The organism is Winslowiella arboricola, assembly GCF_025527015.1.
Taxonomy (GTDB): Bacteria; Pseudomonadota; Gammaproteobacteria; order Enterobacterales; family Enterobacteriaceae; genus Erwinia; species Erwinia arboricola.
In genome coordinates, this window is sequence record NZ_JAODIM010000035.1 from 1 (window position 1) to 12,430 (window position 12,430).

The following is a 12,430-nucleotide window of genomic DNA, read 5'->3' on the forward strand; positions in this document are numbered from 1 at the left end:
TATTCGTAATGAATATAGTAGTCACTCTTGAGACTTGATATTTCAAATTTTTTCCATCCGGAGATGGTTTGCGATATCAACCCTGCGAGTGCCCACACAGATTGTCTGATAAATTGTTAAAGAGCAGCGCCACAATCTTCTGCGGCGCGGGCTGCGTATATTACGCCTTCCCGCTGAAGAGTCAAGGAATTAATCACTTTTTCTCTTCCTGACACCGCGCTGTGTAAGCCGTTGTTCCGTGTCAGTGGAGGCGCATTATAGGGAGTTCCTGACGAGTAACAAGTGCTAATTGCAAAAAACTTTCTGAGTGATGTTTTTTTACTCAAAACGTCAGTTTTTCGAGCTTTTCAAAGCCATAACGTTGTAAAACGGGCATTAATTGCGCGGTTTCTTCCGTAAAAGCCATGCAATAAGCGGTATTACCCTCGGCGGAAAGCGCAACTGGCGACTCATGCTCCAGTAACCACGCTGTACGACGTGCTATTGCCGCGCCTGAATCCACCAAACGCGTGCCTTCCGGTAATACTTGCTGCAACTCTTCACTTAACAGCGGAAAGTGGGTACAGCCGAGCACCACGGTATCAGGCGGTTCAGACATGCGCAGCCATGGCTGCAGAATACGTCTGATCTCATCTAATGGCACCGCTTTACCCTGCAGCTTCGCCTCAGCCAGTTCCACCAGCTCCGCTGACCCCAGCATTTCAATCTTGCACTCACCGGCAAAACGGGCCACCAGTTCATGGGTATAAGGACGGCGCACTGTGCCACGGGTGGCCAGCAAACCGACGCTGCCGTTACGGGTTAAACGTGCCGCCGGCTTAATCGCTGGCACCACACCGACCACCGGAAAAGCAAAGCGCGCACGCAATGCCGGCAAAGTAACAGTGCTGGCGGAATTGCAGGCAATCACCACCAGCGACAGCGGTGTGTCGCGGGTAATAGCGGTAACAATGTCGACGACGCGCTCAACAATAAACTCTTCGCTTTTCTCACCATAAGGGAAAGCGACATTATCGAAGGCATACAGATAGTGGAGATCCGGCAGCAGTTGCCGCATCTCCTGATAGACGGAGAGCCCACCGACGCCGGAATCAAATACCAGCACGGTGGGTCTTAATTCAGAAGGTGTAGCTGCCGTTAACGAAGTATTCGCGTCCTGCAGTTGGATAGCCATACGCTGTCTCGTAATCTTTATCGAACAGGTTGGCAATTCTACCACGAACGGTGAACTGAGATGTGACCGGATACGAAACGGCGAGATCTACCGTGCTGTAACTCGGCAAACGTTGCGCCGCGCTGGTGCTGTTGTCAAAACGCTTAGAGAAGTACTGATAAATCATGTCGACATCAACGTCATACATAGTCCAGCCCAGTTGATACTTGGCCTGCTGCTTTGAACGACGCCCCAGTTCGCGGTTATCGGCATCGTTACGGGCATCAAGATAGCCAAGGGTGACCTGATGATGGAGAATCCCCGTATCCAGCTCGCCGGTCCACTCAATCCCCTTCAGCGTTGCAGCACTCACATTATAGTAAGTACCTTTAAAGGTGGCAGAGTCGTAACTGTAATCGATAAGGTTATCGATCTGATTATGATAAGCCGCTAAGCGCCAGCTTAATGGGCCAGTCAAACCTTCCAGCGCCGCTTCCCACTGCTTAGACTCTTCAGGTTTGAGGTTCTCATTAGAGTTGATGCTAAAACTCTTCTGCCCATACAGTTGCCCCAGCGTAGGTGCCTGGAATCCGGTACCGTAAGAGAGTGAGACACGATAATCTGGTAAAAACTGCCAGCCTGCTGCTGTCTGCCAGGTGCCATGACGACCAAACTGTTCATTGTCATCACCACGCATTGAGCCTTCCAGCGTCACGGTGCCAAACTGTTGCTGTGCTGTCAGATACGCGCCAGTATTGTCTCGTTTATAGTTATCGGTCGCCCGCGCAAAGGTGTCATAGCTGAACCCATTAGAGGTAAGCTTTTGCTGCTGCCAGTCCAGCCCGGCACTGATCATGCCATGGCCTACACGCCAGGTATTACCCCACTGCAGGTTGCGCTGATCCATATCGTCAAGCGTATGGTTATCACTGTAACGCCCTTCGGTACTGACATAGTTCAGATAACTGTATTTCTGATAGCTGGCAACCAGCTGGGAAGCATAATCTCCCTGGGTAAAGCGCAAACCGGTATCAAAGGTATGATTATCAATCTGCTGCTCATCGGTACCGCCAAAGCCATCATAATCAGAGTTAGCACCATAACCATAACCGCGGAAGAAACCACTGAACTGCTGATTAAACTGGTGTTCAACACCCGCCCAGAAGGCTTTATTGCGCCAGCCGTCGCGATCATTATCAATCGGCGCCGTTGAGGTCGAGTTGACGTCAAAGCCCTTCGTATCCTGATAAGAACCTGCAACAGTAACGCGCGTGCTGTCAGTAATATGTTGATTCAGGCTACCACTGTATTCCTGATAGTGATCTGAACCGGCGCCGACAGTCAGGTTGTTTTTATCTTCATCGGATTGAGTAATAACATTGATTACCCCGCCAATGGCATCGGCGCCATAGACCGCAGAGCGCGGCCCACGAATAAACTCAATACGCTGCACCAGCGAAATTGGAATTTGGTTGAAATCCGCCACACCGGAAATCCCCGGTTTGGCCAGCGGAATACCATCGACCAGCACCAGCGTATGACGCGCTTCAGAGCCACGGATATACATAGAGGCGCTCTGACCAATACCGCCACTCTGCGCAATATCTACGCCCGGTAAGCGACGCATCACTTCCACCAGGTTTTTTGACTGCCAGCGATCGATCTCTTCTTTAGTGACGACCGTTGTCGATGCCAGCACCGAGGAGACAGGCTGCGCAAAGCGGTTGGCGGTTACTACCAGTTCATCATTACTGTTTTGCTGCGCAAAGCCGTGTTGCGCCCAGAGAGAAATAGCCGTGACGCTAAACGCCAGCAGCGAAGTTTTTGTTTTCATCATTTGAATTTAAGCATCCAAACATATGTAGCAGGATGCCGCAGGCATACGATCGATAGCACGCGATAATCGTACGAAGTGCGACGTACCCCGGCAGGTCTTCGGGCTTGGTGTCGTTTATAGTGGCAAAGACTTCCCATCATTAAGACAGTGTCTGCATCCGCAATCGCCACGACAATCCTTACCGCTGCGCGTCAGCTCCAGATTTACACTGGATTCCCTTTTAACTCTCAGGAGGCCGGAAAACGCATACTACGTTTAAGGGTAATGGAAGTCCAGACTTCCAGAGTGCTAAAATAACGCTTTTCGCGACAATACTGGACATCGACGATCGAATCCCTACAATCGCCCGGCAAGTCAGACATTCAATCAGGAACGCATATGACGCCCGAACAACTACCCATCGAAAATTATGACGCCCAACTGGCGGAAAAAGTCACCCGTTTGCAGGGGATGATGTCGCCATTTGCCGCGCCTGAGGTTGAGGTATTTCGTTCGCCGGTAAGTCATTACCGCATGCGTGCGGAGTTCCGCCTGTGGCATGACGGCGACGACATCTATCATATTATGTTTGATCAGCAGACGCGCCAGCGCATTCGCGTCGACAGTTTCGCGGCGGCGAGCCAGCTGATTAACCGCCTGATGCCGCTATTAATCGAGGCGATTCGTGATAATCGCGTATTACGCCGTAAACTGTTTCAGATCGATTATCTCTCGACCATGAGCGATCAAATCGTCGTCTCGCTGCTGTATCACCGTGCGCTGGATGATGAGTGGCAGCAGGAAGCGGCGCAGCTGCGTGATGCTCTGCGCGCACAGGGCATCAATCTGCATCTGATTGGCCGCGCCACCAAAACCAAAATCTGTCTCGACCAGGACTTTGTTGATGAGCGTTTGCCGGTCGCGGGTCGCGAACTGATTTATCGTCAGGTCGAAAATAGTTTTACTCAGCCGAATGCGGCGATGAATATTCAGATGCTGGAGTGGGCGCTGGATGTGACGAAAGAGTCACAAGGGGACTTGCTGGAGCTGTACTGCGGCAATGGCAACTTCTCACTGGCGCTGGCACGCAATTTCCGCAAAGTGCTGGCAACGGAGATCGCCAAACCGTCGGTGGCGTCAGCGCAATACAATATCGCCGTTAACCAGATCGATAACGTACAGATTATCCGTATGTCGGCCGAAGAGTTCACCCAGGCGATGAATGGTGAACGCGAATTTAACCGTCTGCAGGGCATCGATCTCAGCAGCTATCAGTGTGAGACCATTTTCGTCGATCCACCGCGCAGCGGTCTGGATGCCGAAACGGTGAAGATGGTGCAGGCTTATCCACAGATCCTCTATATCTCCTGTAATCCGGAGACCTTAAGCGAAAACCTGCAAACACTGGCGCAAACCCATCAGGTGACCAGGCTGGCGCTGTTTGACCAGTTCCCTTATACCCACCATATGGAGTGCGGTGTGTTGCTGACCCGCAGCTAAAGCAAAAACGGCGAATCGGGTTCGCCGTTTTCACCTTTAACCGTTTTTCCGCGCCTTTATCCGTAAGCCAATCCAGAAAACCAGCGCCACCATCAAAATAGTCGGCACAAAGTTCGATCCGATATCCGGATGCTCCGCGCGTACAATCGCGCTATACAGCAAAATACCCAGCAGGAAAAAAGCCGCAGCCAGCGAAGGCATGCCATCGGGCATCGCCCGGTTGAGATAGCGCTGATGCAAACACCAGGCGGCAAGGCCCAGCGCAATCAGCGGAAAAATTGAAAACGGCACGATAGAACTAAACAGCACGGTGAAAGAACCGTTTATCGACAGGCCAGTGATAAACGCCAGCACCAAAGTGCCTTTGTCCCGATGGGTGGTTTCAGTCATGTCATTATCCTTATCAACCCGCTTAAGTATTTGACTCCAGGGTTACCGCCAACCTCTCTTGCTCACGGCGATACCAGTAATAGGCCCCTTTCGAGATCATCCGCAGCTGTAAAACCAGCCGCTCTTCCAGCTGACGGCGCTGGTCAGCATCGATATCCAGCGCTTCCGCACCGGCGTTAAACACGATGATAACCATGGCTTCGGCCTGCGCTTCGGTAAAGCTGCGCGGCATACGGTTTTCCAGCTCAAGGTAATCGGCCAGTTCAGCGATAAAGTGCTGGATTTCACGCGCTACCGCCGCACGAAACGCGGCAGAAGTGCCGGAACGCTCACGTAACAATAGCCGGAAGGCATTAGGGTTGTTGCCAATGAACTCCATAAAGGTGGCGACCGAAGTGCGGATCACGCTGCCGCCTTTAGCGATACGCTGACGCGCCTGGCGCATCAGCTGGCGTAACATCAGGCCGCTTTCATCGACCATCGTCAACCCTAATTCATCTACATCACGAAAGTGACGATAAAATGAAGTCGGCGCAATACCGGCTTCACGTGCAACTTCACGCAGGCTGAGACTGGCAAAACTTCTTTCAGCACTCAATTGACTGAATGCCGCTTCAATCAGCGAACGTCGTGTACGTTCTTTTTGTTGTGCTCTGACGCCCATGTTTCTGCCTGTTTGACCTGCCGAAGCGGAACTATAGCAAACTTTTCAGCGTACAGTCCGATCAACTTTGTGAACGCCTGTTAACCTCTTTACTTTGGCAATTCGCGGCAAAAATGAGTGATCCGATTGGGATGTAAGCGGTGAGATGTTAGAATCTCGTTGTAAAAATGTAGATAAAATATAGGACGTATCGGTATGCAACAGTCTTACGATTACGATGCCATTGTTATTGGCTCCGGTCCTGGCGGTGAAGGTGCCGCGATGGGCCTGGTTAAACAGGGAGCCCGTATCGCGGTGATCGAGCGCTACCATAATATCGGTGGTGGCTGTACTCACTGGGGAACCATTCCGTCAAAAGCCCTGCGCCATGCGGTCAGCCGTATTATCGAGTTTAATCAGAACCCGCTCTACAGCGATCACAGCGTCCATATGCGATCTTCGTTTGCTGACATTCTTAATCACACCGAAAACGTTATCAGCCAGCAAACCAGAATGCGTCAGGGTTTCTATGAGCGTAATCATTGTGAAATGTTTCAGGGCGACGCCCATTTTATCGATGCAAACACGATTGAAATTGATTTTCCCGACGGCACCAAAGATCGCCTGACCGCCGGCAAATTTGTTATCGCCTGCGGCTCGCGCCCTTATCATCCAACCGATGTCGATTTTACTCACCCGCGCATCTATGACTCCGACTCGATCCTTAACCTGCACCACGAACCGGGCCATGTGATCATTTATGGTGCCGGGGTGATCGGTTGTGAATACGCTTCGATCTTTCGTGGGCTGAATGTCAAAGTCGATCTGATTAACACCCGCGATCGTCTGCTGGCGTTCCTCGATCAGGAAATGTCCGACTCACTCTCTTACCACTTCTGGAACAGCGGCGTGGTGATTCGTCATAACGAAGAGTTTGAGAAGATCGAAGGGGTGCAGGATGGCGTGATTGTCCATCTGAAATCCGGTAAGAAAGTGAAAGCCGATTGCCTGCTATATGCCAATGGCCGTACCGGTAACACCGATTCACTGACGCTGGAAAACGTCGGTCTGGAAGCGGACAGCCGTGGCCTGCTGAAGGTCAACAGCATGTATCAGACCGCACAGCCGCATATTTACGCGGTGGGCGATGTGATCGGTTATCCAAGCCTGGCGTCCGCGGCTTATGATCAGGGACGTATTGCCGCGCAGGCGATTATTAAAGGCGAAGCGAGCGCGCATCTGATTGAAGATATCCCGACCGGCATCTACACCATTCCGGAAATCAGCTCGGTCGGTAAAACCGAACAGCAGCTGACGGCAATGAAAGTGCCATACGAAGTAGGTCGTGCGCAGTTTAAGCATCTGGCGCGGGCGCAGATTGTCGGCATGAACGTCGGCAGCCTGAAAATTCTGTTCCACCGCGAAACCAAAGAGATTTTAGGGATCCACTGTTTTGGTGAGCGCGCTGCCGAGATTATTCATATCGGCCAGGCGATTATGGAGCAGAAAAACGGTGGCAACACGCTGGAATACTTCGTGAATACCACCTTTAACTATCCGACGATGGCGGAAGCCTATCGGGTTGCAGCGCTGAACGGCTTAAACCGCCTGTTTTAAGCTACTGCCCATATAGCTCTGCATATGGGTGCGAATCGCCTCTGCCAGCTGTTCATAACGGTTGCGCAGGGGTGAACCAGGACGATAGACCAGCGCGATAGTACGCTGCGGCTCCGGCTTGTAGCAGGAGAGATAGCAGACGCCATCACGGATGCGCTCGTTAGGCACCGCCAGTGACGGTAGCAGGGTGATGCCGCTGCCCGCTGCCACCATATTACGCAGGGTTTCTAAACTGGTGGCGCGGAAGTGGGTATCTTCATCAGCACCGGCCTGGAAACAGAAGCCCATCGCCTGATCGCGCAGACAGTGACCATCTTCCAGCATCAGCAGTTTTTCACCTGCCAGCTCAGACATTGCGACACGATCGCGATCGTGCCACGGGTGATCGGCATAGATCGCCAGCTTCATTGGCTCGTCGAACAGCGGTACCTCGATAAAGGCTTCGCTCTCTTTCACCAGCGCTAAAATCGCACAGTCCAGCTTACCGCTGTCCAGTTGCGCCAGCAGCTGCTGGGTCTGCGCCTCATGCAGATACATCTCCAGCTTCGGAAAGCCCTGATGCAGCATCGGCACAATTTGCGGCAACAGATAAGGGCCCACTGTCGGGATCAGACCAATATGCAGCGGCCCGGACATCGCTTCGCCCTGCTGGCTTGCCATCTCTTTCAGCACTTTAACTTCACGTAACACGGTACGCGCCTGATCCACCAGCAGCAAACCCGCCTGCGTGAACAGAACCTTACGGCTGGTGCGCTCCAGCAGCATCACGCCTAATTCATCTTCCAGTTTACGAATTTGTCCGCTCAGCGTGGGCTGACTGACATGGCAGGAATCAGCAGCACGTCGAAAGTGACGATGCTCGGCTAACGCCACCAGATATTCAAGATCACGAATATTCATTATTACCCTCCGAGCCACGATAGTCCGTGGCGATAGATAGGATAGCAATCAACGATTATCCCTATCAAGCTGATATAGCAATAATGTCCAACATTCGGCAACGACCCGATTTATCCATTTCATTTTTGAGGTATTTTATGTTTGCTAGTCAGGAAGGTAAGTCCATCCCGCAAGTCACTTTTCATACGCGTCAGGGCGATCGCTGGGTCGACATTACAACTGATGAGCTGTTTAAAGATAAAACCGTAATTGTTTTTTCTCTGCCAGGCGCCTTTACGCCAACCTGCTCATCAAGCCACCTGCCGCGTTACAACGAACTGGCCACGGTGTTTGCTCAGCATGGCGTTGACAGCATTCTTTGCGTCTCGGTTAATGACACCTTTGTGATGAACGCATGGAAAGCCGATCAGCACGCCGATAACATCACCTTTATCCCGGACGGTAACGGCGACTTTACCCGCGGCATGGAGATGCTGGTTGAGAAAGCTGACCTCGGCTTTGGTCCACGCTCATGGCGTTATTCGATGCTGGTGCGTAACGGTGTGGTAGAGAAGATGTTTGTGGAACCAAACAAGCCGGGCGACCCGTTTGAAGTGTCAGATGCCGATACCCTGCTGCGCTATCTGGCGCCTGAATTTAAAGTGCAGGAATCGGTATCACTGTTTACCAAGCCGGGCTGTCCGTTCTGCACCAAAGCTAAACAGATGCTGCTGGATCGCGGTATTCAGTACGAAGAAATTGTGCTGGGCCAGGATGCCACCACTGTCAGCCTGCGCGCCGTCACCGGCCGTGCGACTGTACCACAGGTGTTTATCGGCGGCCGCCATATTGGTGGCAGCGACGATCTGGAAAAGTTTTTTGCGGCATAAAAACAGGGAGCCGAAAACGGCTCCCCTACAAATGTTCCGTAGGGGCGGCGTTCTCGCCGCCCGCTGAATTAATTCAAACGCTGTTTCGCTTCGCTAATCGCCAGCGCAACCTGCTGCGGTGAAACACCGCCTTTGGCTTTACGCTGATCTAAACATGACTGCAAGGCGAGGAATGGATAAACGTCATCGCCAATCACACTGTTAAATTTCTGCAGATCGGCCAGCGACAGCGCTTCGAGCGCCACACCCTGATTAATTGCTTCAACTACCGCTTCACCAACAATATGATGTGCTTCGCGGAACGGAATACCTTTAGCCACCAGGTAATCCGCCAGCTCAGTCGCATTGGCATAACCCTGTTCGGCCGCTTCTTTACAACGCGGACGTTTCACCTGAATACCATCCAGCACCAGCGCCGCCATATGCAAACAGTCGGACCAGGTATCGAGCGCATCAAATAGCCCTTCCTTGTCTTCCTGCATATCTTTGTTATACGCCAGCGGCAGGCCTTTCAGCGTCATCATCATACCGGTCAGTGCGCCCTGTACACGGCCACATTTGCCACGAATCAGTTCCAGCGCATCCGGGTTTTTCTTCTGCGGCATCAGTGAAGAGCCGGAAGTAACGCGATCTGACAGCTCAACAAAGCCTGCTTCACCGGTGTTAAAGAAAATCAGGTCTTCAGCGAAACGTGACAGATGCACCATACCGATCGAGGCATCCGACAACAGTTCTAAGACATGATCGCGGTCGGAGACGGTATCAAGGCTGTTACGGGTGGCGGAAGCAAAGCCTAACCAGCCAGCCAGTTGCTCGCGGTCAATGGCATAGGCGGTACCGGCCAGCGCACCGCAACCCAGCGGGCTGACATCCAGACGTTTCAGGGTATCCTGCAAACGGCTCTCATCACGCGCCAGCATCTCGACGTAAGCCAGACACCAGTGAGCAAAGGTCACCGGCTGCGCGCGCTGCAAATGGGTGTAGCCCGGCATCACCGCGTCCTGATTGGCTTCGGCAGTGGCGACCAGCGCCTGCTGCAGCTGGCGGGTGGCAGTCAGCAGTTCGCTGACCTGCTCTTTACACCAGAGTTTCAGATCGGTAGCGACCTGATCGTTACGGCTACGGCCAGTGTGGAGTTTTTTACCCAGCGCGCCGACTTTGTCGATCAGACGCCCTTCCACCCAGCTGTGAATATCTTCGGCATCGCTTTCCAGAATCTGCTGCGGATTGGCACGCACTTCTTCCAGCAATACGCTTAATGCGGCTTCTAACTGCTGCTGTTCTTCTGCGGTCAGCACGTTAACCGTTACCAGCGCTTTGGACCAGGCGACGGAACCAACAATATCCTGCTCTGCCAGACGATAGTCAAAGCGCAGCGAGTCGTTAAAAAGCTTGAAACGTTGATCTGCTGCCTGAGTAAACCGTCCACCCCAAAGTGCCATGTTAGTGCTCCGTTTGATAATAAATAGGTGATGCCATTAAAACGGGCGGCGAGAACGCCGCCCCTACAGGTCGGGATATTATTTCTTTTCGTTCAGCGCGCGAATACGTGAAGAGAGCGAGAACAGACGGATAAAGCCGCCAGCATGACGATGGTCATACACTTCGTCTTCGCCGAAGGTAGCAAACTCTTCAGAGTACAGGCTGTCAGGTGATTTTTTCTGAATCGCCGTGACCTGGCCTTTATACAGTTGCAGTACTACTTCGCCATTCACTTCTTCTGCCAGCGCTTCAGCGGAAGCCTGCAGAGATTTGCGCAGCGGTGCGAACCAGCGTCCGTCATACACCACGTAAGACATCTCATGGCCCAGCTGCTCACGCCATTTGAAGCTGTCGCGATCCAGCACCAGCTGCTCAACGGCGCGCAGCGCATTAACCATAATGGTGCCGCCCGGGGTTTCGTAGCAGCCGCGAGACTTGATGCCTACCAGACGGTTTTCCACGATATCGATACGACCGACACCATGTTTCGCGCCGATAGCATTCAGCTTATCCAGACAGCCGAACGGGCTCAGTGCTTCGCCGTTAACCGCAACCACACGCCCTTTTTCCACCGAAACCGTTACCTGCTCTGGCTGATCCGGCGCTTCCAGCGGATCCACGGTCCACACCCAGCAATCTTTGTTCGGTGCATTCCACGGGTTTTCCAGCACACCGCCTTCGGTAGAGATATGCCAGGCGTTCTCGTCACGGCTGTAGATTTTTTCCAGTGACGCGGTAGTCGGAATATTACGCTCTTTCAGATAATCCAGCAGCGCTTCACGGGAACGCAGGTTCCACTCACGCCATGGCGCAACCACTTTCAGCTGTGGCGCCAGCGCGGTATAGGTAGTTTCGAAACGTACCTGGTCGTTACCTTTACCGGTCGCACCGTGGCACAGGGCATCCGCACCCACTTTCAGCGCCAGCTCAACCTGTGCTTTGGCAATGATTGGACGCGCCATCGAGGTACCCAGCAGATAAGTGCCTTCGTACAGGGCGCCCGTTTGCAGCACCGGATAGACGTAATCACGGATAAACTCTTCACGCAGATCCACCACGTGACACTCAGAAGCGCCTGACTGCAGCGCTTTCTGCTCAACGCCTTCCAGATCGCCACGCTCCTGACCGATATCCGCCACAAAGGCAACCACTTCACAGCCACCGTAATTCTCTTTCAGCCATGGAATAATTGCTGAGGTATCCAAACCACCGGAGTAAGCCAGAACGATTTTTTTAATGCCTTGGTTTTGCATCTTTTAATCCTTGAATTTAAAGCGTTTCGTTATGCGAGAATCCGGGTGCCAATGGACACACCGTTAAATAAAGTTGGCAGTTGTTCCGCATTGCGCCAGCTGGCAATGTCAACCGGACGGCCCAGCGTACGGGCGGCATCCAGAGCGGCGTTCACTTTCACAATCATGCCATCGGTAATAATGCCCTGCGCGATCAGCTGCTCGGCTTTTGCCGCCGTCATCTCTTCGATGCGCTGACCTTTGCCATCCAGAATACCGCTGACATCGGACAGCAGAATCAGATCGGCGCCAAGCGTGGCTGCCAGCGCGGTAGCCGCCTGGTCAGCGTTGACGTTCATCAGCTCGCCTTCTGCGGTGATGCCAATTGAGCTGATCACCGGCAGAAAACCACCCGCCAGCAGGGAGTTAATCAACACCGGTGAACCCGGCGTGGCATTGCCGACGTGGCCCAGCGCTTCATCCAGCTGCGTCACATTTACGCTGCTACCGTCACCGAGACACAGGCCAACAGCATTGATAGCATATTTTTTTGCCCACGCCAGCAGCGTTTTGTTAGCGGTACCCGCCAGCGCGCCAGTGATAATATCAATCTGATCCGCCGGGGTAACACGCAGGCCGTTCTTCTTCTCCACCGGCAGCGCCAGCTTCTTCATCAGTTCGTCAACCAGGCAGCCGCCGCCGTGCACGATCAGCAGCGGACGCTGATGCGATTCACGGTAAGTCACCAGCGCATCAAACAGACGCGCCAGCGCCTCTTCGCTGTCTAACAACACGCCGCCCAGTTTGATAATTAATGGATTAGTCATG

Annotated in this window: 11 protein-coding genes and 1 riboswitch; of the genes, 3 read left to right on the forward strand and 8 right to left on the reverse strand. The window is 52.9% G+C overall.

The genetic code is table 11. The features are described 5' to 3' along the window. Nucleotides 1–322 precede the first annotated feature (322 nt). Both murI and btuB read right to left on the reverse strand, forming a co-directional pair. The gene (gene murI / locus N5923_RS03145) at nt 323–1,174 is read right to left on the reverse strand and encodes a glutamate racemase (RefSeq protein WP_267142915.1); all 852 of its coding nucleotides are present in this window, start codon (nt 1,172–1,174) and stop codon (nt 323–325) included. Next, nucleotides 1,119–2,990, reverse strand: coding sequence for a TonB-dependent vitamin B12 receptor BtuB (gene btuB, locus N5923_RS03150; RefSeq protein WP_267142914.1), 1,872 nt, complete (start codon nt 2,988–2,990; stop codon nt 1,119–1,121). Before btuB ends, murI begins: the two co-directional genes overlap by 56 nt. A 72-nt stretch (nt 2,991–3,062) precedes the next feature. Beyond that, nucleotides 3,063–3,245, reverse strand: a riboswitch (cobalamin riboswitch). A 123-nt stretch (nt 3,246–3,368) separates the two neighbouring features. Between btuB and trmA the strand changes: the two genes are divergently transcribed. Further along, entirely contained in the window at nt 3,369–4,469 is a 1,101-nt protein-coding gene (trmA, locus tag N5923_RS03155) for a tRNA (uridine(54)-C5)-methyltransferase TrmA (RefSeq protein WP_267142913.1), read from the forward strand. A 36-nt stretch (nt 4,470–4,505) separates the two neighbouring features. On the opposite strand, the gene N5923_RS03160 is transcribed toward trmA, so the two are convergent. Both N5923_RS03160 and fabR read right to left on the reverse strand, forming a co-directional pair. Further along, a complete protein-coding gene (locus N5923_RS03160; protein WP_017800707.1) occupies nt 4,506–4,859 on the reverse strand; it encodes a YijD family membrane protein in 354 nt (117 codons plus the stop codon). A gap of 22 nt (nt 4,860–4,881) precedes the next feature. Beyond that, complete coding sequence (gene fabR / locus N5923_RS03165; RefSeq protein ID WP_267142912.1) at nt 4,882–5,523, reverse strand: HTH-type transcriptional repressor FabR; 642 nt, start codon at nt 5,521–5,523, stop codon at nt 4,882–4,884. 195 nt (nt 5,524–5,718) lie between these two features. Here fabR and sthA point away from each other — a divergent pair, with 195 nt between their 5' ends. Continuing rightward, the gene (gene sthA, locus N5923_RS03170) at nt 5,719–7,119 is read left to right on the forward strand and encodes a Si-specific NAD(P)(+) transhydrogenase (protein WP_267142911.1); all 1,401 of its coding nucleotides are present in this window, start codon (nt 5,719–5,721) and stop codon (nt 7,117–7,119) included. Here sthA and oxyR read toward each other — a convergent pair. Beyond that, complete coding sequence (gene oxyR, locus N5923_RS03175) at nt 7,102–8,019, reverse strand: DNA-binding transcriptional regulator OxyR (RefSeq protein ID WP_267142910.1); 918 nt, start codon at nt 8,017–8,019, stop codon at nt 7,102–7,104. The genes sthA and oxyR overlap by 18 nt on opposite strands. 137 nt (nt 8,020–8,156) lie before the next feature. On the opposite strand from oxyR, the gene N5923_RS03180 reads away from it, so the two are divergent. Continuing rightward, on the forward strand, nt 8,157–8,888 hold the full coding sequence (locus N5923_RS03180) for a redoxin family protein (protein ID WP_267142909.1): 732 nt from the start codon (nt 8,157–8,159) through the stop codon (nt 8,886–8,888). Nucleotides 8,889–8,956: 68 nt separating this feature from the next. On the opposite strand, the gene argH is transcribed toward N5923_RS03180, so the two are convergent. From argH to argB, 3 genes are all read right to left on the reverse strand, one after another. After that, on the reverse strand, nt 8,957–10,330 hold the full coding sequence (argH, locus tag N5923_RS03185) for an argininosuccinate lyase (RefSeq protein ID WP_267142908.1): 1,374 nt from the start codon (nt 10,328–10,330) through the stop codon (nt 8,957–8,959). A gap of 78 nt (nt 10,331–10,408) precedes the next feature. Next, nucleotides 10,409–11,623 carry an argininosuccinate synthase gene (locus N5923_RS03190; RefSeq protein ID WP_267142907.1) on the reverse strand — a complete coding sequence of 405 codons (1,215 nt, stop codon included), beginning with the start codon at nt 11,621–11,623 and terminating at the stop codon, nt 10,409–10,411. Between the two features lie 29 nt (nt 11,624–11,652). After that, on the reverse strand, nt 11,653–12,429 hold the full coding sequence (gene argB, locus N5923_RS03195; RefSeq protein ID WP_267142906.1) for an acetylglutamate kinase: 777 nt from the start codon (nt 12,427–12,429) through the stop codon (nt 11,653–11,655). Nucleotide 12,430: the final 1 nt, after the last annotated feature.